General features: G+C 66.2%; 23 protein-coding genes. 6 read left to right on the top strand and 17 right to left on the bottom strand.

The features are described 5' to 3' along the window. Together ACFW0B_RS11325 and ACFW0B_RS11330 are read right to left on the bottom strand one after the other, a co-directional pair. On the bottom strand, positions 1-939 hold the full coding sequence (locus ACFW0B_RS11325) for an alpha/beta hydrolase (protein WP_449148092.1): 939 nt from the start codon (positions 937-939) through the stop codon (positions 1-3). After that, entirely contained in the window at positions 923-2,392 is a 1,470-nt protein-coding gene (locus ACFW0B_RS11330; protein WP_449148094.1) for a flavin-containing monooxygenase, read from the bottom strand. Before ACFW0B_RS11330 ends, ACFW0B_RS11325 begins: the two co-directional genes overlap by 17 nt. 137 nt (positions 2,393-2,529) lie before the next feature. Between ACFW0B_RS11330 and ACFW0B_RS11335 the strand changes: the two genes are divergently transcribed. Then, entirely contained in the window at positions 2,530-3,552 is a 1,023-nt protein-coding gene (locus ACFW0B_RS11335; RefSeq protein WP_449148096.1) for an AraC family transcriptional regulator, read from the top strand. 20 nt (positions 3,553-3,572) lie between these two features. Here ACFW0B_RS11335 and ACFW0B_RS11340 read toward each other — a convergent pair whose 3' ends face one another. Further along, positions 3,573-3,851: a hypothetical protein gene (locus ACFW0B_RS11340; RefSeq protein ID WP_449148098.1), complete on the bottom strand. Its 279-nt coding sequence runs from the start codon at positions 3,849-3,851 to the stop codon at positions 3,573-3,575. Between the two features lie 186 nt (positions 3,852-4,037). On the opposite strand from ACFW0B_RS11340, the gene ACFW0B_RS11345 reads away from it, so the two are divergent. After that, on the top strand, positions 4,038-5,060 hold the full coding sequence (locus ACFW0B_RS11345) for a patatin-like phospholipase family protein (RefSeq protein ID WP_449148100.1): 1,023 nt from the start codon (positions 4,038-4,040) through the stop codon (positions 5,058-5,060). A 140-nt stretch (positions 5,061-5,200) separates the two neighbouring features. Here ACFW0B_RS11345 and glsB read toward each other — a convergent pair whose 3' ends face one another. From glsB to ACFW0B_RS11405, 12 genes are all read right to left on the bottom strand, one after another. Then, a complete protein-coding gene (gene glsB / locus ACFW0B_RS11350; RefSeq protein ID WP_449148102.1) occupies positions 5,201-6,109 on the bottom strand; it encodes a glutaminase B in 909 nt (302 codons plus the stop codon). Between the two features lie 90 nt (positions 6,110-6,199). Further along, a complete protein-coding gene (locus ACFW0B_RS11355; protein WP_449148104.1) occupies positions 6,200-7,285 on the bottom strand; it encodes an AI-2E family transporter in 1,086 nt (361 codons plus the stop codon). A gap of 98 nt (positions 7,286-7,383) precedes the next feature. Then, positions 7,384-8,193 (bottom strand): DUF4892 domain-containing protein, encoded by an 810-nt coding sequence (locus tag ACFW0B_RS11360; protein WP_449148106.1) that lies wholly within the window; start codon positions 8,191-8,193, stop codon positions 7,384-7,386. Between the two features lie 161 nt (positions 8,194-8,354). Continuing rightward, positions 8,355-9,218 (bottom strand): alpha/beta hydrolase, encoded by an 864-nt coding sequence (locus ACFW0B_RS11365; protein ID WP_449148108.1) that lies wholly within the window; start codon positions 9,216-9,218, stop codon positions 8,355-8,357. Beyond that, complete coding sequence (locus tag ACFW0B_RS11370; RefSeq protein WP_449148110.1) at positions 9,215-10,021, bottom strand: alpha/beta fold hydrolase; 807 nt, start codon at positions 10,019-10,021, stop codon at positions 9,215-9,217. The genes ACFW0B_RS11365 and ACFW0B_RS11370 overlap by 4 nt, the downstream gene beginning before the upstream one ends. An 85-nt stretch (positions 10,022-10,106) precedes the next feature. Beyond that, positions 10,107-10,757 carry a LysE family translocator gene (locus ACFW0B_RS11375; protein WP_449148112.1) on the bottom strand — a complete coding sequence of 217 codons (651 nt, stop codon included), beginning with the start codon at positions 10,755-10,757 and terminating at the stop codon, positions 10,107-10,109. Positions 10,758-10,800: 43 nt separating this feature from the next. Then, a complete protein-coding gene (locus tag ACFW0B_RS11380; protein ID WP_449148114.1) occupies positions 10,801-11,604 on the bottom strand; it encodes an AraC family ligand binding domain-containing protein in 804 nt (267 codons plus the stop codon). A 161-nt stretch (positions 11,605-11,765) separates the two neighbouring features. Further along, positions 11,766-12,209, bottom strand: a complete 444-nt coding sequence (locus ACFW0B_RS11385; RefSeq protein ID WP_449148116.1) for a hotdog fold thioesterase — start codon at positions 12,207-12,209, stop codon at positions 11,766-11,768. Positions 12,210-12,259: 50 nt separating this feature from the next. Next, positions 12,260-13,927, bottom strand: coding sequence for an AMP-binding protein (locus ACFW0B_RS11390; RefSeq protein ID WP_449148118.1), 1,668 nt, complete (start codon positions 13,925-13,927; stop codon positions 12,260-12,262). A gap of 104 nt (positions 13,928-14,031) precedes the next feature. Next, positions 14,032-14,496 (bottom strand): phosphohistidine phosphatase SixA, encoded by a 465-nt coding sequence (gene sixA, locus ACFW0B_RS11395; RefSeq protein ID WP_449148120.1) that lies wholly within the window; start codon positions 14,494-14,496, stop codon positions 14,032-14,034. Beyond that, positions 14,493-14,840 carry a DUF4389 domain-containing protein gene (locus tag ACFW0B_RS11400; RefSeq protein WP_449148122.1) on the bottom strand — a complete coding sequence of 116 codons (348 nt, stop codon included), beginning with the start codon at positions 14,838-14,840 and terminating at the stop codon, positions 14,493-14,495. The genes sixA and ACFW0B_RS11400 overlap by 4 nt, the downstream gene beginning before the upstream one ends. A gap of 187 nt (positions 14,841-15,027) precedes the next feature. Next, positions 15,028-16,050: an NAD(P)H-dependent glycerol-3-phosphate dehydrogenase gene (locus ACFW0B_RS11405; protein ID WP_449148124.1), complete on the bottom strand. Its 1,023-nt coding sequence runs from the start codon at positions 16,048-16,050 to the stop codon at positions 15,028-15,030. A gap of 323 nt (positions 16,051-16,373) precedes the next feature. On the opposite strand from ACFW0B_RS11405, the gene ACFW0B_RS11410 reads away from it, so the two are divergent. From ACFW0B_RS11410 to ACFW0B_RS25990, 4 genes are all read left to right on the top strand, one after another. Continuing rightward, on the top strand, positions 16,374-18,281 hold the full coding sequence (locus ACFW0B_RS11410; RefSeq protein WP_449148126.1) for a hybrid sensor histidine kinase/response regulator: 1,908 nt from the start codon (positions 16,374-16,376) through the stop codon (positions 18,279-18,281). A 261-nt stretch (positions 18,282-18,542) separates the two neighbouring features. Further along, complete coding sequence (gene fabA, locus ACFW0B_RS11415) at positions 18,543-19,058, top strand: 3-hydroxyacyl-[acyl-carrier-protein] dehydratase FabA (protein ID WP_003456128.1); 516 nt, start codon at positions 18,543-18,545, stop codon at positions 19,056-19,058. A gap of 11 nt (positions 19,059-19,069) precedes the next feature. Continuing rightward, complete coding sequence (gene fabB / locus ACFW0B_RS11420) at positions 19,070-20,287, top strand: beta-ketoacyl-ACP synthase I (RefSeq protein ID WP_449148128.1); 1,218 nt, start codon at positions 19,070-19,072, stop codon at positions 20,285-20,287. A 186-nt stretch (positions 20,288-20,473) separates the two neighbouring features. Further along, the gene (locus ACFW0B_RS25990; RefSeq protein WP_459251701.1) at positions 20,474-22,099 is read left to right on the top strand and encodes a methyl-accepting chemotaxis protein; all 1,626 of its coding nucleotides are present in this window, start codon (positions 20,474-20,476) and stop codon (positions 22,097-22,099) included. A 59-nt stretch (positions 22,100-22,158) separates the two neighbouring features. Here ACFW0B_RS25990 and mddA read toward each other — a convergent pair whose 3' ends face one another. Together mddA and ACFW0B_RS11440 are read right to left on the bottom strand one after the other, a co-directional pair. Beyond that, on the bottom strand, positions 22,159-22,932 hold the full coding sequence (gene mddA, locus ACFW0B_RS11435; RefSeq protein WP_449148130.1) for a methanethiol S-methyltransferase: 774 nt from the start codon (positions 22,930-22,932) through the stop codon (positions 22,159-22,161). Between the two features lie 100 nt (positions 22,933-23,032). After that, positions 23,033-25,855, bottom strand: a complete 2,823-nt coding sequence (locus ACFW0B_RS11440; protein ID WP_449148132.1) for a PAS domain-containing hybrid sensor histidine kinase/response regulator — start codon at positions 25,853-25,855, stop codon at positions 23,033-23,035. Positions 25,856-25,953: the final 98 nt, after the last annotated feature.

The following is a 25,953-nucleotide window of genomic DNA, read 5'->3' on the forward strand; positions in this document are numbered from 1 at the left end:
TCATGCCTCCGTTTCCACGTGCCGGCAGATGAAATCCGCGGCGCTGGCCAATGCCTCGTCGGCCCGACGCAGCACGCCGGTGTGGGCCTGGAACACGTGCCAGAGCCCCGGATAGCGCTCCAGCCGCACCCAGCCGCCGGCCGCCCTCACCCGTTCGGCAAGGCGCAGGCTGTCATCGCGCAGGACTTCGTCCTCGGCCACCTGCACCAGCATGGGCGCGAGCCCCGACAGATCGGCGAACAGCGGCGACAGCGCCGGATCGCGACGGTCCAGGTCTGGCGGGCAATAAAGGTCCACCCCATGCGCCACCCAGGCCGGGTGGATCAGCGGGTCGCCCGCCGGCGGATTGTACAACGCGGTGCCGCTGAGATCGGTCACCGGCGAGAAGCAGACCAGCCCCGCCGGTTGCGGCAGGCCCAGGCGACGGATCTCCAGCGCGCTGAGCAGAGTCAGGCTGCCACCGACCGAATCGCCGCCGATAACGATGCGTGACGCCGGGTAGCCGGCTTCCAGCAGCTCGCGGTAGGCGGCCACGACATCCTCGCGGGCCGCCGGAAAGCGGTGTTCCGGCGCCAGGCGATAGTCCAGGGCGCACACCGCAATTCCCGCGCGCCGGGCCAGGCTGGCGGTGATGGCGCGGTGGGTGGCCGGTGAGCCAGTGATAAAGGCGCCGCCGTGGAGGTAGAGCAGCACCACATGGCTACCGCCCGGGGGCCGATGCCATTCGCAGGGGCGACCGCCCAGTTCGCCCGCTTCCCGTTTCACCCCTCGGGGCGCCAGGGTACTGGCGGTGAGCAGGCGCAACAGCAGCCGCTGCAGCGGAACAGGCAGCGGTGGCCGCATCAGGCCACGGAACAGCAGGCGCAGGGCGCCGCGCAAGGTCGCGCGCAACAGCGGCTGGCCGGGCTCGGGGGCGGTGAATTCAACGGGTGCATTCATAGAGGTCCAGCTCCAGGCGACGGGTCTGTTGACGGTAGCTGAAGGTGAATCCCGGCCAGTTGTTGGTGTTGCGGTCGTCGGCGGTCTTGTACCAACTGTTGCAGCCTTGCTCCCAGATGGTTCGGCGCACATCCCTTTGCAACCGCTGGTTGAAACGCTGCTGCACCTCGGGCTTGAGGTCGAGATAGCGTAGCCCCTGCAACGCCCGGATACCGTCGAGTACGTAGCGGAACTGGCTTTCCAGCATGTAGAGGATGGAGTTGTGCCCAAGGTTGGTGTTGGGGCCATAGAGGATGAACAGGTTCGGGAAACCGCTGACGCTGACCCCGAGATAGGCCTCGGCGCCCGCTTGCCAGGCCTGGTTCAGGTCACGCCCGCCCAGCCCGCGGATGCTCATGGGGGCGAGGAAGTCCGTGGCGGCGAAGCCGGTGCCGAGGATGATGGCATCCACCTCGTGGCGCTGCCCGTCGCGGGTCATCACGGCGTTCTCGGTGATTTCGCCGATCCCGTCATCGATCACCTCCACATTGGGCCGCGCCAGTGCCGGATAGAAATCATTGGAGATCAGGATGCGCTTGCAGCCCATCGGGTAGTCCGGCAGCAGGCGCCGGCGCAGCGCGGGGTCGGCGATGCCCCGTGCCAGATGCCGGCGAAAGCGCAACTGCATCAGCTTCATCAGCGGCGGGATCACCGTGAACGCCAGGGCCCGCGATTCGTGCTGGATGTACTTGAGCAGCCGGTCCACCTTCTGCAACCACGGCAGGCGCCGCATCAGCGCAAGCTCCCAGGCGCGGTAGGCGCGGTCCGGCTTGGGAATCACATAGGCCGCCGAGCGCTGGAACAGGGTCAGCCTGGCGACTTTCGGGGCGATCTGCGGAACGAACTGGATGGCACTGGCCCCGGTGCCGATCACCGCCACCCGCTTCCCGTCCAGCGGGTAGTCATGCTTCCAGCCTGCCGAATGGAACAGCTCACCCTTGAAGCCATCCAGCCCGGGGATGCGTGGCCAGGCCGGGCGATTCAACTGGCCGCAGGCGCTGACCAGCGCCCTGGCGCGATAACGCTCGCCGTTGCGGGTCCACACCTGCCAGGTGCCGCTGGGTTCGTCGAACTCGGCGCCTTCCACCTCGCAACCGAAACGGATGTGCCGGCGCAGGCCGTACTTGTCGGCGCAGTGGCGCTGGTAGGCGAAGATTTCCGCCTGCGGGGCGAACTTGCGCGACCAGTCGGCCTTGGGCTCGAAGGAAAAGGAATAGAGGTGCGAGGGCACGTCGCAGGCCGCACCGGGGTAATGGTTGTCGCGCCAGGTGCCGCCGACATCGCTGCCCTTCTCCAGGATGAGGAAGTCCTGGATGCCGGCTTTCTGCAGCTGGATGGCCAGGCCCAGGCCGCCGAAACCGGCGCCGATGATCAGCACGTGCACGGACGCGCCAGGCTGGGAACTGTTGGTCATTGTTATCTCCCATGGATGGTCCCGCGCGGGCACGACGGTCTGCGCAGTGGGAAGAATCCTAGTTCGGCCGGCAGCCGCGTGTTATGGCATAGTCGGACAGTAAATTGTGATTTTCGGACAACCCACAGAGACCACCGATGCCCGCCCCCCGATCCCCCCGGCGCAGTGCCATCAGCGTGCAATTGATGACCCAGTTCGGCCTCGACCAGGGCCTCAGCCTGGAACAGTGTCTGGCCGGCACCGGGCTGGACTGGCGCCTGCTCGGCGACCCCGGCGCCGAGGTGGAAGCCGGCCAGGAACTGGAACTGCTGCGCAATCTTTCCCGCCTCCTTGGCCAGCGCCCCGGAGTGGGCCTGCAGGCCGGACGGCGCTATCGCCTGAACACCTACGGCATCTGGGGATTCGCCCTGCTGAGCAGCGCCACCTACCGCAGTGCGGTGCAACTGGGCCTGCGCTACCTGGACCTGACCTACGCCTTCCACAGCATGCGGCTGGAAGAGCGAGACGACGAAGCCTGGCTGATCCTGGAAGAGCAGGCGCCGCCCGAAGACCTGCGCAGCTTCCTGCTGGAGCGCGATGTTTCCGGCGCCCTCAGCGTGCACCGCGACCTGGTCAATACCGAGCTACCGGTGCTCCGCGCCCGTTTCCGCATTCCTCCGCCCGACGACGTCGCCCCCTGGCGCGAACTGCTGGGAGTGACCCCACGCTTCGGTGCGGACGACAACTGCATCGTGTTTCCCCGTTCCCTGCTCGACCTCCCCCTGCCCGGTGCCAACCCGCAGGTGGCCCGGCATTGCGAGGAACAGTGCAGGATCATCCTGGCCCGCCGCCAGCAGCGTGCGGGCCTCGCCGGACGCGTGCGCGACCTGTTGCTGGCCCGGCCGGGGCAACTGCCGGACATGGAGCGCCTGGCGCAGGCGCTGCACATGACCTCGCGCACCTTGCGGCGCAAGCTGGCGGCGGAAGGGACCAGCTTCCGGCAATTGCAGGAAGAGGTGCTGGGCGCGCTGGCCGAAGAATTGCTGGGCTCCACGGCGCTGCGCCTGGAAGAAATTGCCGAGCGCCTGGGCTACGGCGAAGTTTCGAACTTCATCCATGCCTTCAAGCGCTGGAAAGGGATCACGCCCCATCAGTACAGGGCGTCCACCCGCGGGGCCTGAAACTCCACGGGCGAGAGCGGTCAGCGCCCGGCGCGCGACTCGCGGATGTAGAAGCGAGCCTTCTCGGCCTTCTCGGTGCAGCCCTCGAAGGCCTCGAACTGCTGCTCGGTCTTGGCGGCGGTGAGCAGGCTCAGCGCCTTGGAATAGCTCACGGCGCCGGAAAAGCCTTCGGCCTTGGCCAGGTCCAGTTCCTTCCAGGCCGCGTCGAGCTGGTTCGCGCAATCGTCGCGATAGGCCGTCTTGCCGGCGCATCCAGCTAACACAAGGGCGATCAGAGGCAGGCTGATCCAGGCTTTCATCGATATAACTCCTTTGTTGTAGATCGACAGAGTCTAGTTTCTCGGTAGACGGTTCGGTACCGGGAAGATTCAACTCCGTCTACTGGTCGACATGTACCGACAACCGGCCCGTGCCAGAAGACAGTGCGCCTTGGCGGCGGCCCTGGTGCGGGCGTATCGTCAACTCCACTCACGAGGGATTTGCGCATGAGAAAACGCGTGGCACTGGTGTTGGGATCAGGAGGCGCGCGGGGCTACGCGCACATTGGGGTCATCGAGGAAATCGAAGCGCGTGGCTATGAAATCGCCTGCATCGCCGGCTGCTCCATGGGCGCCGTGGTAGGCGGCATCTACGCCGCCGGCAAGCTGCAGGACTATCGCGACTGGACCGAAAGCCTCGACTACCTCGACGTGCTGCGCCTGCTCGATGTGAGCTTCCGCCTGGGCGCCATTCGCGGCGAGAAGGTGTTCGGGCGCATTCGCGAGATCGTCGGCGAAATCAATATCGAAGCGCTCTCCATCCCCTACACGGCGGTGGCCACCGATCTCACCAACCAGCAGGAAATCTGGTTCCAGGAAGGCTGCCTGCATCAGGCCATGCGGGCCTCGGCGGCCATTCCCAGCCTGTTCACCCCGGTGGTCCAGGGCAGCCGCATGCTGGTGGATGGCGGCCTGCTCAATCCGCTGCCGATCATCCCTGTGGTCTCCAGCCATTGCGACCTGATCATCGCCGTCAACCTCAACGCCACCACCCAGCGCGAGTACCAGCTGCCGGTGATCGAACGGCCGCCGGCGATCAAGGGCCGCATCGACGCGCTGATGGCCTCCCTCGGTTCACGCCTGCCTTTCCTCAAGCGCGGCCCGGAGGCCCACGACACGCTCGACCCGGAGAGCCTGCCCGGCGGCAACCCCTGGCTGGAGGACGTGGCGCCGCAGATGCAGCAGCCGGTCGCCGCCCCGGAAACCCACGGCGCGCCCAGGTCCGCCAGTGGCTCGCACGTCGTGGCCAACATTGGCCCCGCGTCCCTGCTGGACCTGGTGAACCAGAGTTTCGAGGTGATGCAGACCTCGCTCGCCCAGTACAAGATCGCCGGCTACCCGCCGGACATCCTGATCAACGTGCCCAAGCGCGTGTGCCGCTTCTTCGAGTTCTACAAGGCGCCGGAGCTGATCCAGCTGGGCCGGCAGATCGCCCGGGAAACCCTGGAGCGCTACGAGCAGGGGAATTGAGGGGCGGTAAGCCTTGTGGGGGCGAATTCATTCGCTGAGGGCAACGCAGTTGCCCCTGAGCGTCGATGGCCGAACCTTCGGTCCGGTTAGCGAATGAATTCGCCCCCAACAGTTTTTGGCCGTGCCAAGCAGCCGAAGCGCTAGAAAATCGACCAGCCAATCCGCTGCGACAGCTTCTCCAGCGCCGCCATGCCGGCCAGGGAATTGCCCGCTTCGTTGAGTTCCGGTGACCAGACGCAGACGGTGAAGCGCCCCGGCACCACCGCGACGATGCCGCCCCCTACTCCGCTCTTGCCCGGCAGGCCGACGCGGTAGGCGAAGTTGCCGGCTTCGTCGTAGAGGCCGCTGGTGGCCATGATGGCGTTCACCTGCCTGGCCTGGCGCGGCGTGAGGACAAGCTCGCCGCTGTGGGGACTGACGCCGTTGTTGGCGAGGAAGCTGAACGCCAGGGCCAGGTCGGCGCAGCTCATGCGGATGGCGCAGTGGTGGAAGTAGCTGTGCAGCACCGCCTCCACATCGTTGTGGAAGTTGCCGAAGGACTGCATCAGGTAAGCCATGGCGGCATTGCGTGCGCGGTGCTGGTACTCCGAACGCGCCACCACTTCATCCGACACCACATGGGAATTGCCGGACAGCCGCCGGACGAAATCACGCATGGACAGCGACGGCGCGGCGAAGCGCGACTGGTTGATGTCGCAGATCACCAGAGCGCCGGCATTGATGAAGGGGTTGCGGGGTACGCCGCGCTCGAACTCCAGCTGCACCAGCGAGTTGAACGGCTGGCCCGAGGGCTCGTGGCCCAGGCGCAGCCAGATGTCCTCGCCCGAATGCTGAATGGCCTGCACCAGGCTGAAGACCTTGGAAATGCTCTGGATGGAAAACGGCGTCAGGCCATCGCCGGCGTAGTACAGCTCGCCGTCATTGCTGTAGACGGCGATGCCGAGCTGGTCCGCACTGACACAGGACAGCGCGGGAATGTAACTGGCGACCTTGCCCTGGCCGATCAGGGGGCGGACTTCGTCGAGGATTTCGTTCAACAACTGCTGCATGCCGGTCCTTCCGATGGGAGAGCGCCTGCGCGCCCATGCAGCACTGGACGCGCGCCGCGCGTCCGACGGCACAGGGCCGGGACGCGTCCCTCAGGTCGGCGGGTTTTCCTGCTCCTTGGCCTCGGGCGGAACCACCAGCTGCGGTTGTGCATGGCCGATCCAGTCGGAAATCAGGCTGTAGGCCACCGCCAGCAGGGTCGGGCCAAGGAACAGGCCCATGAAGCCGAAAGCGAGGATGCCGCCGAACACGCCCAGCAGCACCACCACCAGCGGCAGGTTGCCGCCGCGGCTGATGAGATAGGGCTTGAGTACGTTGTCCACGCCGCTGATGACGAACATGCCCCAGATGCCGAGGAACACCGCATAGCCGTAGTCGCCATGCCAGACCAGCCAGGCGGTGGCAGGCACCCAGACCAGGGGCGGGCCCATGGGGATCAGGCTCAAGGCGAAGGTGACGATGCCCAGCACCATGGCGCCGGGCACGCCGGCGATCCAGAAGCCGATCAGTGCCAGCAGTCCCTGGGCGGCGGCGGTGCCGATCACGCCGTTGACCACCCGTTGCACGGTGCCGGCCACCAGATTCAGGTAATGCTCGGCGCGATCGCCGATCAGGCGCTCCAGCGCCTTCTCGACGAACAGCGCCATGCGCGGGCCATCGCGATAGAAGAAGAACACCAGCACCAGGCTGAGCACCAGCTCGACCATACCGCCACCGATCTGTGCGGTACGCGCCAATACCCAGTTGCCGGCCTGCCCCATGTAGGGCTTGAGGCTAGCGAAGAATGCGGCCCCCTGGGCATCGATGGAGTGCCAGGCGCGCTCCAGCCGGTCCCCCAGCAGCGGCACCTGATGCAGCCATTCCGGCGGCGGTGGCAGGCCCTCGACCTGGACGTTCTTCACCAGCTCGGTGGCGCCGCGTACATGCTCGGCCAGGTTGCCGACCAGCCACACCAGCGGCAACGCCACCAGCAGCATCCAGCCTGCCGTGAGCAATGCGGCGGCGGTGGATTCGCGTCCTTTCAGAGCACTGCTCAGCAGCCGCATCAGCGGCCAGCTGGCAAACGCCAGCACCGCGGCCCAGAACAGCGCCGAGACGAAGGGCGCGAGCACCCAGAGGCTGGCACCGAGCAAGGCGAGCAGGAGGATCTGCACCAGTAGTCGGTCGTTGTTGAACATCCCAGGGTCACTCCGGCGATCAGGAAGAAAGGGCCGAGCTGCCATCACGCAATGTGCGCGTGGCAGTCACAAGCATAGAGACTGCTGCCTCGGGTTTCTCAGCGCAGCAGATTGAGGTGCAGGCCGGGCTCCCTGTTCTCGCCCAGCTCCAGCCGCGCGGCGCGCACCCCCTTCCCCACCAGCGCTTCGCGCCAGGCTTCGGCAGCGGCGCCAGCCAGGCTGATGCGCAGGGTGCTGTCGAGGTTCAGGCAGCGCCCCAGCAAGGTCGCCCAGGCGTCGGAAGGCTGGTCGGGCAGGCGCGCCAGGTGCAGCTCGCCGCTGCTCTTGAGTTCACGCATCAGGGTGTCGGGGGTGGGCAGCAGTTCACCCAGGGGAGCATTGGCGTCGAGCTGCTCGGCATGCAGATAGGCCCTGCGGTTGCCTCGGGTGATGCTGTAGAGAGCCAGGAGGCTGTCCTGGCGGGGGGCGGCCAGGCGCAGCAGGAGATAGGCCTGCTGGTCATCCGGGCCATACAGCTTGGAGTTGCCGAAGATGGCATTGGCCCAGAGGCTGCTGGAGCCGCAGTCGCGCCCCTGGCACCAGTAGAGCAGCTCGGCGCCGCCTTTCAGCAGGTCCCTGCGGGCACGGTCGAAGGCTTCGTTCGAGCTGTGATCGGCGGGCAGGCGGTAGGTCACCGAGGTCTGCCGGCCTTCGGCTTCGACCTTGTGCTCCATGCGCAGCCGGTTGCTGATGCGGCGGATGGCGCTCTGCGGGTAGACCCGCTCCTGGTCCGGGCTCTCGTGGAAATCGGTGATCTCTGCATGGGGAAAGCGCGGCAGCGCCGCCAGGTCGTGGCTATCGGGCAGGTCGGCGGCCTGGGCGGATGCTGCCAGCAGCACGCCGGCAAGAAGGGTGAGGCGCATGCGCATCCTTAACGATATGTCCTGAAGTGAGCAGTCTGGACCAGCTTTCCGGTCTTTTCCTGCCGCACCCTACCGAAGGCGCCCCCTGCGCAACGGCGGCGAACAGGTCGACCATCCTGCTGTTCCCTGACCAAAAGCCGCCAGCCTTCCCGGTTGGCGGGTGCAAGTCAAGGAACGGCGAAGAAGGGATTGAAACAGTCTGCTACGGCCTGCGCGCCGGCCTCATCGTCCAGGTGCAGGTGATGCTTGCCGGGCAGGCGGCGAACCTCTATCGCCAGCCCGGCAAGCAGCCCCGCGAACCTGGGCTCGGTGTGCAGCAGGCCCTGTTCGGCCAGCACCAGCATGGCCGGGCACTTCACGGCCTGGGCGAAAGCCAGGGCATGGGCACGGGTGAGGCGCAGTGGCGACGGCAACGTCAGGCGACTGTCGGTGCGCCAGGTATAGCCCCCGGACACGGGCATCAGGCCACGTTCGGCAAGCAGCTCGGCGGCCTCGCGGCTGACCCCGCCCGTGCCGCGCATACGCGCCTCGACCGCGCGATCGATAGCCGCGTAGACCGGCTTGCGCTTGCCCGCCAGGGCGAGCTGCGCGCGCAGCGCCTCGCCCAGCTTGGCCGGGGACTGCTCGGCCTCACCGGTGTAGGGGATCAGGCCGTCGATCAGGGCCAGGCGCTCGACCCGCTCGGGCATGGCACCGGCCAGCATCACCGAGACGATGGCGCCCATGGAGTGGCCCAACAGGGAGAAGCGCTCCCAACCCAGCTGTTCGGCCACCATCAGCACGTCGGCGGCGTAATCCCACAGCAGGTAACTGGCGCCCGGCGCACGGTGGGCGGACAACCCGTGGCCGGCGAAATCCAGGGCGACGATGCGCAGCCCCGGCAGGCGCGGCGCCAGGCGGGCAAAGCTGTTGGCGTTGTCCAGCCAGCCGTGCAGGGCGATTACCGGCTGGCCGTCTTCCGGTCCGTAGAGGTGCGCGGCCAGTTCGATATGGGGCAGGTTGAGGCGGATTTCCTGGACCTGGACAGTCATGGGCTGGCCTCCTGGCTGTGGCCGTCCCAGCGGCCGAATACGGATTTGAGCAGTTCAGCGGTTTCCTGCGGGCGTTCCAGGGGAAACATGTGCCCGCCCGGCACGGTCAGGAACTGGCCCTGCGGCACCCGTTTGACCAGCCGCGCATGGTGCGGCAGCACCACGTTGCTGTGGCGCCCGCGCACCAGTGCCAGGGGCACCTTGAGCTGCCGCGGCTTGCCCGGAATGCGATGAGGCACGCTGCGGTAGATGCTGATTTCGGTGGCGGCGTCGAACTTCAGCCGCAGGGATTCTCCCTGGCGCGCCAGGCCGTGGCGGACGTAGGCATCCAGGCAGTCGGGGTCGAAACGGCGGAACAGCGTCTTGCCGGCGAAGTAGTCACGGGCCTCGCTGAAATCGCCGAACTCTTCACGACGGCCGAGGGTGCGGCCGGCGGGCGTGATGCGGTCGATGAAGCCGAAGCGCTTGGCGGCACGGATGACGATGCGGTCGGCCAGGGTCAGCACCGGCGAATCCAGCATCACCACACCGCGATAGAGGTCGGGCCGGCGCAGTGCCGCGTGGTAATGCAGCACGCCGCCGAGGGAATGCCCCAGCCCCCACACCGGCTCGTCGCGCCCTTGCAGGTGGTGGATGAGTTCGTCCACCAGGTTTTCCCAATTGTCGTTCACCGGGAAGCGCGGATCATGGCCGTGCTGCTCCAGGTGCTCGACGCGGAAGTCCGGCGCCAGGGCGGAGAACAGCTTGCCGTAGGTGGCCGAAGGAAAACCGTTGGCATGGGCGAAGAAGATGGTGTGCGACATGGCGTTCGGCTCGTCGGGGAATGCCGGAGATTCTCCGGCAGCCCCGCAAGCGCGGCAATGACTGTAACCGCCAGTGATGATGGCGCTATTGCCAAAAGCCGGGTGCCAGCAGCCGCGCGACCAGGCCCAGGGCCACCAGCAGGAACACCAGGCCGCAGGCGAGGTCGATGGCCGGCGCGATGCGCAACAGGTGCTGCCGGGCGTTGTCGCGGGTGAGCGCGAGTCCCAGCAGGCTGAACCAGGCCAGGCCCATGCCGAAGAGGATGGCGGCGGCGCCGAGTTTGCCGGCGACCGACATATCCGCCGGAACCAGCCCCGACAGCAGCGCGAGGAAGAACACCAGCGCCTTGGGGTTGAACAGGTTGGTGGCCAGGCCGCGCAACCAGGGCCCCAGCAGCGAGGGCGGCAGTGCACCGTCCAGGCGTCCGTTCCCGCCCTCCCCGCGCTGGAACCAGGCCCGCACCGCGCCGACGCCGAGCCAGCCGAGGTAGCTCGCGCCGAGCAATTGCAGCAGGTCGAACAGCAGTGGCGAGCGGCTCAGCAGCAGCGCCACGCCGGTGAGCACCAGGGTGCCGTGGACGAGGATGCCGCAGGCCAGCCCAAGGGCGCTGAGCAGGCCGGCGCGGCGGCCCTGGTGCACCGCGGTGCGCACCACCAGCGCGACATCGGGGCCGGGGCTGACCAGGGCGGCGGCGAACACGGCCGCCAGCGACAGCAAGACGGAAGTCTCCTGCATGGAAAGTTCTCCAGGATCGTGGGAAGTCGGTGTCAGCGGCGGATCAGCGGCTTCGCAGTCGGGCCGGTGGCACGCCGTAGGTGCGGCGGAACAGCCGCGAGAAGTGCGCCTGGTCGTAGAAGCCCAGGTCCAGGGCGATTTCGCTCAGGTTCTCGCCGCGCAGTACCCGTGGCAGGGCCCGCTCCAGGCGCAGCTGGGTCAGCCACTGGTGGGGCGGCAACCCGCACTGGCGGTTGAAGCGCCGCAATGCCTGCCAGGGGCTGAGGTCGCAGAAGGCGGCCAGTTCCTCCAGCGAGGGCGGCGAATCCAGGCGCGACTCCAGCCATTCCCGCAAGCGCGCCCAGGTGCGGGCATCGAAGCCCTGCTCCGGCTCGCGGATGCGCAAGGTGGAGCCTTGCGCCAGCAGGTTGGCCAGGGTCGGCCAGAGCTGGCTCTCCTGCTCCAGCGGCGATCCCTGGGCCAGCGCGGCGTGCAGCTCCTGCAACTGAGCGCGCAGGGTGGCGTCGCGCAGGATGCTGGTGGTCAGGCGCGGCGCGCCCTGGCGGTCGTCGCTGAGGCTGCGGCTGGCGTCGTCCAGCCACTGCGGATCGAAGGCCAGCACGCGGAGCTGGTAGCCCTGCCCGTCGACGCCGGCGCCGTCGTGGATCTGTTCCGGCGCCATCAGCAGCACATCCCCGGTGTCAGCCTGGTGGCTTTCACCCTGGTGCAGGTAGCGCTGCCGGCCGCGCACCAGCAACCCCAGGTGGTACTCCAGGTGGAAGTGCCGGGGGAAGCTGAAGTGCTGATACTGGGCGTCGATCAGGCGGACGCCGGGCAGGCAGCTGGGGATGTGGTTGGTCTGGTCCATGGGCGCCACTTTACGCCGTGGCGAGATGGGGTTCTTGGACAAAATTGCGGGTGGCGAAGGTGGAAATCCACTATGGGGCGCGAGGCGAACTCATTGTAGGAGCGAGCTTGCTCGCGAAAGATCGTGCTCGGACCGTTCGCGAGCAAGCTCGCTCCTACCCCTCACCCGCGCGGCGGTTCGGCGCCGAGGGGGACGATGGCCATGGTCAGCCGCGAAATGCAGCTGGGCTTGCCGTCTTCGCCGGAGAGGCGGATGTCCCAGACATGGGTGGTGCGGCCCAGATGTACCGGTCGGGCGACGGCGGTGACGCGGCCGCTGCGCAGGCCGCGCAGGTGGTTGGCGTTGACTTCCAGGCCGACGCAGTAGAAGCGGCTGTTGTCGATGCACAGGTAGCTGGCGGTAGAACCCAGGGTTTCCGCCAGCACTACCGAGGCGCCGCCATGGAGCAGGCCGTAGGGCTGGTGGGTGCGCCGGTCGACCACCATGCTGGCGGTCAGGGATTGGTCGTCGTAGGCCTCGAAGCGGATGTCCAGGCCTTCGCCGATGGTGTTCTTCAGGTTTTCGTTGAGTTGCGCAAGATCCGGGGTTTGGTTCCACAGGCCCATGGGGTCACTCCTGGTGGGGAGCCGGGACACGAGGTCCCGGCGAGACGGGTTCATTCGTGCCAGAGGACGGCTTCCTGGCGTTCGAGCCATTCGGGGAAGCGCTTGCCATAGGCATCCTCGACAACGCTACGCTTGATCTTCAGGGTCGGAGTGAGGAAACCGTTGTCCACCGCCCAGACGTCCTTGACCAGCACCAGGCCCTGCAGGCGCTCATGCTTGTCGAGATCGCCGTTGACCTCTTCCAGCAGGCGCCGCAGGCTGATTTCCAGTTCGAAGCGGGCGCCGTTCGCCGCCTCGTGCCGCCCTACTTCGGACAGAACGCAAAGCGCCATCGGCTGCGGCAGGCCGTCCCCTACCACGCACACCTGTTCGATGCGCGGATGCACGGCCAGGCGGTTCTCGATGGGCGCCGGGGCCACGTACTTGCCCTTGCTGGTCTTGAAGATCTCCTTGATGCGCCCGGTCAGGCGCAGGTTGCCCCTGGCATCCTGCTCACCCTTGTCACCGGTGCGCAGGTAGCCGTCCTCGGTGATGGTCTCGGCGGTCCTCGTCGGGTCCTTGTAGTAGCCCTGCATGGTGGCGCCGCTGCGCACCAGCACTTCGCCCTCCTCGCTGATGCGGACTTCCACGCCAGGGCTGTTGCGGCCGATCCAGCCGGGAATGAATTCGCCCTTGCGGCACAGATGGGAGTAGCCGCAGTTCTCGGTCATACCGTAGACCTCCAGCACTTCCAGGCCGAGGCGCTTGTACCAGTCCAGCAGCGCCCCAGGCACTGGCGCTGCGCCGCACAGGGCGTTGCGCACAGCATCCAGGCCGAGGCCGGCGAGCACCTTGCGACCGACGATGCGACCGACGATGGGCAGCCTGAGCATGCGATCGAGTTTCTGCGCGGGCATCTTCGAGTAGACGCCCATCTGGAACTTGGTCCAGATCCGCGGCACGGCGAAGATGGCGGTCGGCCGGGCGCGACGCAGGTCATCGAGGAAGGTTTCCAGGCTTTCGGCGAAGAACACCGTCTGCCCGGCGTAGAGCGAACCCATTTCGACGAACATGCGCTCGGCCACGTGGCACAGCGGCAGGTAGGAGAGCAGGCGGTCTTCCTCGCCGGTCTGGAACAGGTCCATACCGTGGGTGGCGGCGAAAGCGAAGTTGCTGAAGTTGTGCATCACGCCCTTGGGCGTGCCGGTAGTACCGGAGGTATAGATGATGGTGGCGAGCTGGTCGGGGCCGCTGCGGGGGCTGTCCTGGATCGGATTGACGGCCTGCAGATCGGCCCAGCTGAAATCGAACTCGCCCGCCGGGTGGATCGGCAAAGTGATGGTCGGAACGCCTTCGGGCACGCCGCTCGCCATTGCGGGCCAATCGTCGAGCTTGCCGATGAAGGCCAGCGCCGCCTCGGAATGCGTCAGCACCTGCTGGACCGATTCGGCGGTGAGGTTGGGATACAGGGGAACGGACACGTGGCCGGCCATCCAGATGGCGAGGTCGGCGATGATCCAGTGGGCGCAGTTCTTGGAGATGATCGCGATACGGCTGCCCTGGGGCAGGTCGCGCCCCCGCAGCCAACTGGCGGCCCGGCGGGCCTGCTCGCCAGCTTCCCCCCAGGTCAGTTCCTCGATCCTTCCACCGCCGAGCGGCTGGACCAGGTAGCGCTTGTTCGGGTGACGGGCTTCACGCTCGAAAAAAACGTCAAGCGGCAAACGGACTGCATCAGCCACAGGGCCTCCTCCTTTGTTCTTTTTGTGGGGGACAACCAAGCACTTGCTTGGTCGACTATTCCACGCACCCGGAGGAGGCGCAAGTTAAGAAATGTTGCGAATCGTCAGTGACGGCGAACGTGATGCACAGTGCGCAGGGACATCAGGCCGGGGACCAGCAGATCGCCCTCCAGTTCGGCCAGGCTGGCGGTGCCCATGGGCAGCGGTTCCTGGCGATGGCCATGGATCAGGAAACCCGCGAGATCGCTGACAAAGGGATTGTGGGTGACCAGCAGGAGGTCCTGTTCGCTGCGCTCGGCGAGAAAGTCGAGGGCTTCCCGCGGGTCGCTGTCGGGAGTCAGCCAGGGGACTGTCCCGACTGCGGCTCTGAAGCCCAGGGCATCACGGACCAGTTCGGCAGTCTGCTGCGCCCGCACATACGGGCTGGCGAGAATCGCCCCCAGCGGCCGGCCGGCAAGCACGGCTGCGGTTTGCAGCACATCCTTGCGGCCGTGGCGGGTCAGCGCGCGCTCGGCATCGGTGGCGGCGCGGGGCTCGGCCTCACCGTGACGCAGCAGCCAGAGCCTCATGGCTTGGGCTCTTCGTCGCGCACCGGGTGGGCGGCCGGCGGCACTTCGTGCGCGGCTTCACCCTGAGGCGCGCGGGCCTCGGGCCAATCGGCGAAGGGCCAGGGCTTTTCTTCGGTGTTGAAGGTGCCGAAGCGGCCGATCTGCGCCAGGTACTGGCTGAGACTGTCGCCGAAGGACAGCAGGCCGCCGTTGGGTGCGCCGTAGAACGCGCGATAGCCGAGTTGCAGCAGCACCACGGCGCCGAGGACGATCTCGGCCAACTGCCAGACGATGACGAAAACGAGCATCCACAGGACGCGCAGCAGGATGTGCTCGCGCTGCAGGTCTTCGCGCTCTTCACTCATGGGGAATCTCCTTGTCCGAAAGGTGGGGGGCATAGGCCCTGTACGAACGTCGCCGAGCGAAGGTCAGGCTAGGCAAGAATCGGTGAGGAAGCAGACTGGGCTCGCACGCGAGTTTACGGCTGCAAATGAGCATTCCGAACCGATTTTCAATAAAGCATGACCGAGCGCAGGCACATCTCGTACCGGCCTAGAAACCGGTGGTTGGAATGAAGTCTATGTCGGTCTTGGGCTCGCCGCGCATCAGCAACTCGATCACCTGGGCCAGCGTACGTCCCTCGAAAAGGATGGCATGCAGGCCCGCGACCAGCGGCATGTAGACCTGCAGCTCCTCGGCACGGGTCTTGAGGACCTTGAGGGTGTTGACGCCCTCGGCCACCTCGCCCAGGCGCGCCACGGCGTCTTCCAGCGACAAGCCTTCGCCCAGGGCAAAGCCCACCTGGTAGTTGCGGCTCTTGGGCGAGGAGCAGGTGACGATCAGGTCGCCCACCCCGGCGAGGCCGAGGAAGGTCATGGGATTGGCACCCAGCTTGACCGCGAAGCGGGTCATTTCCGCCAGGGCGCGGGTGATCAGCATGCTCTTGGTGTTTTCGCCCATGTCCAGCGCGGCGGCCATGCCGGACATGATGGCGTAGACGTTCTTCAGGGCGCCGCCCAGCTCGACGCCGAAGCGGTCCTGGCTGGCATAGACGCGGAAGGTGCGGCCATGCAGGGCGGCCTGCACGCGCTTGCAGAGTTCGGCGTCCTCGCTGGCGACCACGGTGGCGGTCAGTGCATGGTCGGCGATTTCCTTGGCCAGGTTGGGGCCGGAAATCACGCCGATGCGGGCATCCGGGGCCACCTCTTCGAGGATCTGGCTCATCAGCTTGAAGCTCTGTGCCTCGATGCCCTTGGTGGTGCTGACCAGCAGCTTGCCGGCCAATTGCCCGGCCACCGGTTCCAGCACCTTGCGCAGGGCGCTGGACGGCAGGGCAACGAACACCAGTTCGCAATCGGCGAGCACGCGGGACAGGTCGGTATCCGGCTCCACCCCGGGAAGGATGGTCACGCCCTTGAGATAGCGCGGGTTCTCGCGCAGGGTACGGATCGCCTCGGCCTGTTCCGGGTCGCGCATCCAGTGGCGCACGCGCTGGCCGTTCTCGGCCAGCAGGTTGGCGATGGCGGTGCCGAAGCTGCCGCCGCCGAGCACCGCAACGGGTTGCTGTTCTGTCATAACGGGTCCATGTAGGCCATTGGAATGGCGAATCCGCGCATTATACGGAGGCGCCGCCTGCCAGCCAGCCTCTAACCGAGGCCCCTGCGCTGGAAAAGCGCCCATCCTCCGTTAAGATGCCGAAGCTTTTGGCGTCAAGGGCAGCCCTTGGTTCCCTGGCAACCTCGACACAGCAAAAATTCCCCCAGCATCGGGGCGCAACGGGACTAAAGTTCCAACATATGAACCGCTCCATGGATGATCCCGCACCGAGGCAACAGGAAGATGTGCCCACCCGCCCCACGACGCCCGACCTCTCCAGCAGCCCAAGGAGCGGCGCAGCCATGACCTTGCGGCGCCGCTGGGACATCCATACCCGCACCCAGCTCATCAGCCTGGGACCGGCACTGCTACTGACCCTGCTGCTCACCGGCTTCTTCACCTTCGCCCGCCTGCAGGACCTGCGCCAGGAGCTGAACCACACCGGACAGCTGATTGCCAGCCAGCTCGCCCCGGCGGCGGAACACGGCGTGGTCACCGGCAACCTGGGAGTGCTTGAGAGCCTGCTCCAGGCCAGTCTGGATACCCCCCACGTACGCTTCCTTGAAGTGCGCGACCGCGCCGACAACATCCTCGTCTATCTGGAGCAGCAGGAAAGCCTGGAAAACAGCGGCACCCAGGTGGAAATATTCCACGCCCCCATCATCCAGCAGCAGACCCATCCGCAGGCCCGGCGCACCGATGCCGGGAACGACGGCCGCCGCAACGACAGCGCCTACCTGGGCCGCGTGGTGGTGGGTATGTCCAACGATGCCTTCAGCAGCCGCCAGCAGGAAATCCTCTTCAAGGCCACGGTGCTGGCCCTGATCGCATTGCTCCTCACCTTCCTCCTCGCCCGCCGCCTGGCCACCGGCCTGTCGCAACCCATCAGCGCCATGGGCGATGCGGTCAAGGCCATCCAGGCCGGCAACTACAACGCCAGCTTGCCGGTGGTAGATGACAGCGAACTGGGCGACCTCAGCCGTCACATCAACAATCTCGCCAGCGGCCTCGAACAGGCCAGCCAGGAACAGCAGCAGGCGATGGGCCAGCTGATCAAGGCGCGCGAGGAAGCGGAAATGGCGAACCGCGCCAAATCCGACTTCCTGGCGATGATGAGCCACGAACTGCGCACCCCCATGAACGGCGTCCTGGGCATGCTGCAGCTGCTGGAAACCACCGAGATGACCGATGAACAGGCCGAATACGCAGCGCTGGCCACCGAATCCACCGAGCATCTGCTGAAGGTGATCAACGACATCCTCGATTTCTCCCGCATCGAGCGTGGCGCGCTGGAACTGGAGCGCATCCCCTTCAACCTGCTGGAGCTGATCCTCGGCTCGGTGCAGGTGTTCCAGCACAGCGCCCAGCAGCGCGGGCTGGCGCTGACCCTGGACACCCAGGAAGGCCTGGAGCGGGTCGAGGTGCACGGTGACCCGACGCGCTTGCGGCAAATCCTGGTCAATCTGGTGGGCAATGCCCTGAAGTTCACCGAAGAAGGTGGCATCAAGGTGGTGACCCACTGGCAGGCGCTGGACAGCGAAGTGCTCTGGCTCACCTGCGCGGTACATGACAGCGGCATCGGCATCCCCCCGGACCGCCTGGAACACATGTTCGACGCCTTCCAGCAGGCCGATCACTCGATCTCACGCCGCTACGGCGGCACCGGCCTCGGGCTGCCCATCGCGCGCACCCTGGCCGAACGCATGGGCGGCACCCTGCGTGCCGAGAGCCATGAAGGCTCGGGGTCGATCTTCACCCTGGAGATCCCCCTGCCATTCCGCCCCCGGAGCTCGGAATCGTTGGCCGACCAGCCCCACGGGCAGGACGCGGGAGCCGGCCAGCACGTGTTGCTGGTGGAGGACAATCCGGTGAACCAGACCGTGATCGAGGCCATGCTGCGCAGCCTCGGCTACCAGGTGAGCCTGGTGGGAGACGGTGCCCAGGCGGTGCATCAGGCTTCGCGCAATCACTATGCAGCCATCCTCATGGACTGCCGCCTGCCGGTTCTCGACGGTTACGAAGCCACGCGCCAGATTCGCCAGATGAATGGCGGCGCCGCGCTGCCGATTATCGCCCTGACCGCCAATGCCCTGCAGGGCGACCGCGAAGCCTGCCTGGCCGCGGGGATGAACGACTACCTGGCCAAGCCCTTCAAGCGGGCGGACCTGCTGCGGGTCATGCAGCGCTGGCTGAGCAGGCCGTCGGACTGAAACGTTCAGTGCCGTTTCCAGGCATTCGTGGAGGGTCCGGGAATGGTAAAGTGCGACTCGCTTTGCGAGCGGGAAATCCCCCCGCAGCCCCTTGCTACGGGCCGCGGCCACACCAGGTGAACGACTGTGCTCGCCATTCTGTGACTTTCACCGCAACGCAACAGTCTATGACTAGTCTGCCGCCTGACGCCCCCTACAACGGCCACGGCAGAAGGATGAATGCAAATCCCTGTGCCAGACGGGGACCATTGAGGAGCTCGCATGACCAAACAAAACGCCTATACCCGGGAAGACCTGCTGCGCTGCAGTCGCGGCGAGCTGTTCGGCCCTGGTAATGCGCAACTGCCCGCCCCCAACATGCTGATGATCGATCGCATCGTGCATATCAGCGAAACCGGCGGGAAGTACGGCAAAGGCGAGATAGTCGCCGAGCTCGACATCAATCCTGACCTGTGGTTCTTCGCCTGCCACTTCGAAGGCGACCCGGTCATGCCCGGCTGCCTCGGCCTCGACGCCATGTGGCAGCTGGTCGGTTTCTACCTCGGTTGGCAGGGCAACCCCGGCCGTGGCCGCGCCCTCGGCTCCGGCGAAGTCAAGTTCTTCGGCCAGGTCCTGCCGTCCGCGAAAAAGATCACCTACAACATCCATATCAAGCGCACTATTAATCGATCGCTGATCCTCGGTATTGCCGATGGCACCGTTGCCGTCGACGGCCGCGAGATCTACAGCGCCGAAGGCCTGCGCGTCGGCCTGTTCACCTCTACCGACAGCTTCTGAAGGACATCCGCATGCGTCGCGTCGTGATTACTGGCCTGGGCATCGTCTCCTGCCTGGGCAATGACAAAGCTACCGTCTCCGAGAACCTGCGCACCGGCCGTTCCGGTATCCGCCACAACCCCTCCTACGCGGAGATGGGTCTGCGCAGCCAGGTTTCCGGCTCCGTGAACCTGAACCTTGAAGAGCTGATCGACCGCAAGATCTTCCGCTTCATGGGCGATGCCGCTGCCTATGCCTACCTGGCCATGCAGCAGGCCATCGAAGACGCCGGCCTGACCGCCGAGCAGATCTCCAACCCGCGCGTGGGCCTGATCGCCGGCTCCGGCGGCGCTTCCACCGTGAACCAGATGGAAGCCATCGACACCCTGCGCGAGAAAGGCGTCAAGCGCATCGGCCCATACCGCGTGACCCGCACCATGGGCAGCACCGTTTCCGCGTGCCTGGCCACTCCCTTCCAGATCAAGGGCGTGAACTTCTCCATCTCCTCGGCCTGCGCCACCAGCGCGCATTGCATCGGCCAGGCCATGGAACAGATCCAGCTGGGCAAGCAGGACATGGTCTTCGCCGGCGGCGGTGAAGAAGAACACTGGAGCCAGAGCTGCCTGTTCGACGCCATGGGCGCCCTCTCCACCCAGTACAACGACACCCCCGAACGCGCCTCCCGCGCCTACGACGCCAAGCGCGACGGTTTCGTCATCGCTGGTGGCGGCGGCATGGTCGTGGTCGAGGAGCTGGAACACGCACTCAAGCGCGGCGCCAAGATCTACGCCGAAATCGTCGGCTACGGCGCGACTTCCGACGGCTACGACATGGTCGCCCCGAGCGGCGAAGGCGCCATCCGCTGCATGCAGCAGGCGCTGTCCACCGTCGACACCCCGATCGACTACCTGAACACCCACGGCACCTCTACTCCGGTGGGCGACGTGGCGGAAATCCGCGGCGTGCGTGAAGTGTTCGGCGACAAGGCCCCGGCCATCAGCTCCACCAAGAGCCTGTCCGGCCACTCCCTGGGCGCCGCCGGCGTACAGGAAACCATCTACTGCCTGCTGATGATGGAAGGCAAGTTCATGGCCGGTTCCGCCAACATCGATGAGCTGGACCCTGAAGTGGCCGACCTGCCGATCCTGCGCGAGACCCGCGAGAACGCCAAGATCGACACCGTCATGTCCAACAGCTTCGGCTTCGGCGGCACCAACGCCACCCTGGTTCTGCGCCGCTTCAACGGCTGATCCCGAACCCGGCGGTAACCACAACGCCCGTATCCCCCCGGATACGGGCGTTGTCGTTCATGGGTCTTTCACTTCCCTAAAGCCTGTAGGTCTTTTCCGAACCGTCTATTCCGCCATCAAGAAGCGCCACCCTCCTCCGCTACAGGGACTAGCAACACCTTATTCGCCCCGGATCGGAGTAGTCCCATGTTCCTTCGCCAATTGCCCATCGCCTACCGTGCCGCCATCGGCTTCGCCATCATCACCCTGATACTGGTCGGCCTCGGTGGCTTCGCCCATCACCGCATGGGCACCATCAACGAGGCCTCGACCGAAATCAGCGAAATCTGGCTTCCCAGCGTCCAGGCCTCCGGCCAGATGGGCCTGCTCATGGCCACGTTCCGCCTCAGCGAGATGAACCACGTACTGGCCCAGGACGACGACACCATGAAAGCCCAGGAGCGACGCATGGACAGGCTGCTCGCCGAGCTTGCCAAGTTGGAGAAGGCGTACCAGCCATTGCTGCAGTCGTCGGAGGAGAAGCAGTTGTTCGAGGAGGTGCTCGGCGCCAGCCGCGACTACATGAACAGCCACGAGACCCTGCTGCAACTGTCGCGCCGGAACGACACCGATCGCGCCTACGCGCTGCTTCGCGGCGAGCAGTACCAGCGCTTCGAAACCCTGTCACGCAACCTCGCCGCATTGATCGACCTCGAGCAGCGCAAGGCGCGGGAATCCAGCCGCCGCGGCGACGAAGTCGTCAACGACGCCACCCGCTCCGTCGTGCTGGTGGTGGTGCTGGCGGTCCTGGCCAGCATCGCCATCGCCTGGCTGCTGACCCAAAGCATCGTCGGCCCCATCCGCGAAGCCATGCACACCGCAGAACGGGTGGCCAGCGGCGACCTCACCGGTGAGCTGGCCAGCACCGGCCGCGACGAACCCGCCCGGCTGATGCAGGCCCTGCAGTCCATGCGACAGAGCCTGCGCGACACTATCGAACGGATCGGCCTTTCCGCCACCCAGCTCGCCTCGGCAGCAGAAGAGCTCAATGCGGTAACCGAAGAAAGCAACCGCTCGCTGGGCCGCCAGCACGACGAGATCGAGCTGGCCGCGACGGCGGTCAACCAGATGAGTGCAGCGGTAGAGGAAGTGGCGCGCAATGCCGCCTCCACCTCCGAGGCCGCTACCACGTCCGAAAGCGTCGCGCTCAGCGGTCGCGAACAGGTGGAGGAAACCGTCCAGGCCATTCGCGACATGGGCGAGGAAGTCATCCGTTCCACGCACAGCGTGGCGGACCTCGCCGAGCGGGCCCAGGGCATTGCCACTGTGCTGGACGTGATCCGTTCCATTGCCGAGCAGACCAATCTGCTGGCCCTCAACGCCGCCATCGAGGCGGCCCGTGCCGGTGAACAGGGGCGCGGCTTCGCCGTGGTGGCCGACGAGGTACGCGCCCTCGCCCACCGCACCCAGGAGTCGACCCGAGAGATCGAACAGATGATCGCCGCCATCCAGGCCGGCTCCGATGCCGCTGTCAGTGCCATGAACCAGAGCGATACCCATGCCCGGGATATGGTCAAGTTGGCCGAAAGCGCCGGCCAGGCCCTGCAGGAGATCGCCCGGCAGGCCGGCGAGATCAACCAGCGCACCCTGGTGATCGCCACCGCCGCCGAGCAACAGGCCCAGGTGGCCCGCGAGGTAGACCGCAACCTGGTGAACATCCGCGACATCTCGATGCAGACCTCGGCCGGCGCCAACCAGACTGCCACCGCCACCCATGACCTGTCGCGCCTGGCGGTGGAGCTCAACGGCATGATCGCGCGCTTCGTGGTCTGACCCCCATCGCCGAACATGAAAAAGGGCGCCACCCGGGCGCCCTTCTCTGTTCACGACGATCAGGCCGCTTCGCGGTCGGCCGCCGCCTTCTCCCGCCCGCCGACGCGCGGCAGCAGCATGGGTACCTGGTTGCGATAGTCGGCGTACTCCGGATGCGCCCGCAGCAGGTCGCGCTCTTCCAGCTGGATGGCGGCCAGGATATAGATGCTGGTCAGCACGGCGAACAGCAGGTGGGCCGCACTCATGGTCGGGGTGGCCCAGAAGCACAGGAGCCAGCCCAGGTAGAGCGGGTGGCGCACCAGCTTGTAAGCCCCCGGCGTCTTGAACTCCAGCTCGGTGTAGGGCTTGCCCAGCAGGTTCAGCCAGACCTGGCGCAGCCCGAACAGGTCGAAGTGGTTGATCAGCAGGGTGGCGTAGAACACCAGCGCCCAGCCGAAACCGAAGGTCGCGCCCATGACCAGCCGGCCGGAGCGGTTCTCGATGTTCCAGATCTCGCCGCCGAGCGGCTGCCAGTAGCTATACAGCAGGATCAACGCCAGGCTGGAGAACAGCACATAGGTGCTGCGCTCGGCCGCCGGCGACACCCACTGGGTCCACCAGGCCTTGAAGGCCGGTCGGGCCATCAGGCTGTGCTGGACGGCGAAGATGGCCAGCAGCAGCACGTCGATCCCCAAGGCAGTCCAGAACGGCAGGCGTGGTTCGCCATCCAGGGTTCGTGGCGCGAACGGCAGGTTGGCGACGAAGCCGATGGAATAGACGAAGGTGGCGAAGAAGATCAGGTAGCTGATCAGGCCATAGGAAAAGATCGAAATGCGCTTGAAGTAAGTGAACATGACACGCTCCTGCCGGGATTTTCTGGTCGGCGGGATCGCTCCGCTCCGCCTTGGACACCAGCTTCGCCCCGGCCTGTATCAGCCCGATGGCTGACAGCGCTCAGTTTGTTTCTGCTTTGTATCCGCTCCCGGGGCTCTCCAGCCAGGCCTGCAACAACTGGTGCAGGCGCTGCTGGTCCAGCGGCTTGGTCAGCAGCGCCTTGACTCCCTGGTTCTGTACCTCGCTCTCCAGCAGGGAGTCGCTGAAGCCGGTGTAGAGCACGATGGGCAGGTCGGCGCGGGACGCCAAGAGGCGCCGCGCCAGCTGCAGGCCGGACAGGCGCGGCATGCTCTGGTCGAGGATGACGAAATCCCAGGCGTAGGGGTCGGCGCAGAGCATCTGGCTGGCCTGTTCCGCATCGCAGAAGATGCCAGGTTCCAGCCCCCAGCCCTCCAGCAGTTCCCCCATGAACTCGGCCACCGTGTCGTCGTCGTCCACCACGGCCACGCGGCCGCACAGGGCTGAGCGCAGGGTTGGCCGGGCAGCGGCCTGCACATTGGCCTGCTCCACGCCCGCCGCCGGACTGTGGGCCGGCATCAGCACGTGGAAAGTGGCGCCCTGCCCCGGCGTGCTGTCCAGGTGGATATGGCCACCGTACTCATGGACGATACCGTGCACCATGGACAACCCCATACCGCTGCCCTGGCCGCTGGCCTTGGTGGAGAAGAACGGCTCGAAGATCTGCGCGCGCAGCGCCGGGTCAATCCCCGGGCCGCTGTCGCTGACCGTCAGTGCCACGTAATGGCCCTTGATCCGCTGCTGGCAGGAGGCGCAGACGCCCGACAGCTCCTGCTGGCCCAGGCTCACCCGCAACTGGCCCACGCTGCCCATGGCATCGCGGGCGTTGATGCACAGGTTCATCAGCACCTGCTCCAGCTGCACCGGATCGGCCAGCACCCGTGGCACGTCATGGTCGAGCTGGACTTCCAGCTCCACCGTGGCCGGCAAGGTGGAATCCACCAGGCGGATGAAGTCCCCCAGCAGCAGGTCCAGCGCGACCACCTGAGGCTTGCCACGGCTGCCGCGGCTGAAGGTGAGCATCTGCTGGATCAGGTCGCGGGCCTTTTCCGCCGAACGCTGCACCCGTGACAGGTACTTGCCCAGGCGCTCGTCGCCGCTCTGCTCCGCCAGTTCCTGGGCCATCACGGTGTAGCCCAGCATGCTGGTCAGCAGATTGTTGAAGTCGTGGGCGATGCCCCCGGTCAGATGCCCGATGGCCTCCATGCGCTGCGCCTGGCGCAGTTGCTGCTCCAGGCGCGTGCGCTCCTCCTCGGCCTGGATGCGCTCGGTGATGTCGCGCAGGTAGCAGATGAAGCGCGGTCCCTCGTCCCCCGGCACCTGGGTCAGAGCCAGTTCGGCGGTGAATTCGCGCCCGTCAGCACGCTGCGCCACCACCTCCATGCGTTTGCCGAGAAAGGCTCCGTGACCGGTCTGCAGGTAGTTCTCCAGGGCCTGCTCGTAGGCTTCGCGAAAACGCGGCGGAATGATCAGCTTGAGCAGCGAATGCCCCAGCGCCTGCTCACTGCTGATGCCGAAGCACTGTTCGGCGGCCGGGTTGAACGCCAGTACCCGCCCGGCCTCGTCCATGCTGATGAAGCAATCCAGGGCGGTGTTGGTGATGGCGCGGTACTGCATCTCGCTGGCCCGCAGGGCCTGTTCGGCCTCCTTGCGCTGGGTGATCTCGCGGGTGATGCCGAGGATGCGGTCGATGCCGCCGATGGCCACGCGCTTGAGCAGTACCTCGTCCCAGTGCAGGCTGCCGTCGCGGTTGCGCCGGTGCCATTCGAAGCGCTGCACCTGGCCGGCTGCGGCGCGGGCCAGGTAAGCGGCGGCCTCCTTGCCGGTATAGGGCGCGTAGCCGGCGCTGAAGGCATCGATGTCCAGCTTGAGCATTTCCTCGTAGCTGTATCCGTAGGCGCGGCAGGCCTTGGGATTGACGTCCACCAGGGCGCCGCTCTCGATGTCATGGACGAAAATGGCGTCCTCGGAGGTATCGAAAATCGCCCGGTAGCTGGCTTCGGCCTCCAGCCGTTCGATTTCCGCCGCCGCCCGTACCGAGAAGATGCGCAGCACCGATTCCACCTTGTCGCGATCCGACATCGGCCCCAGCCGGCCGGCGGCGATCAGGCCCAGGGGCCGGCCATCGCTGGCGAACAGCGGGTAGCCGGCGTAGCTGTCGACGCCGAAGGCAGCCAGCACTTCGTCTGCAGGGTAGGAACAGCGCAGGTCGCGGGGCACGAAGTGGAAGCTGCGGCCGAACACCTCGAAGCAGGGCGTGCCCTTGAGGGAGTAGGTGGTGTTCTGGTGCAGCTTCCCACCGTAGTAGAGGGCCAGGGTGGTGAGGCATTCCGGCCCTTCGTCGCTGATGCGGCTGACGAAGGCGAAATCGGCGTTCAGCGAACGCACCATGTAGCGGGCAATGGCCTCGAACACCTCGTTCCCGGTGGCGGCGGACACGCCCAGGGCGACGAAGCGCAGCACCTCCTCCAGGCTCTTGCGTGAACTGATGTCGGTGGAGATACCGCAGATGGCGCTGACCCGGCCGTCGCCGTCGAAGAGCGGGAACTTGTTCGACAGGTAGGTGCGGATGCCGCCGCCCATGGGCACCTGCTCCTCGAACTCCAGTTCATGGCCGAGCTGGATCACCCGCAGGTCGTTGGCACGCAGGACGTCAGCGATTTCCGGAGGAAAGAACTCGTGGTCGGTGTGCCCCAGCACCCGCTCGCCGCGCACCTTGAACAAACGCTCGAAGGCCCGGTTGACCAGCACCAGGCGGCCCTCGAGGTCCTTCACGTAGATCACCGCACTGCTGTTATCGACGATCTGCCGCAAGCGATGCTCTTCGGCGCTGATGGCGAAGCGGCTGGTCAGGGGCTGGCTCACCGTAAGGCCCTCCGGGATTGGCGGACTCGCCTGATTATGGAACAACCCGGCCAGGGCCGAACGGCCCGGGTTGCCATTGAAACAATTGAAACAAAGCG

Origin of the sequence: Metapseudomonas phytobenefica (assembly GCF_043392685.1) — a bacterium.
Lineage (GTDB): Bacteria > Pseudomonadota > Gammaproteobacteria > Pseudomonadales > Pseudomonadaceae > Metapseudomonas.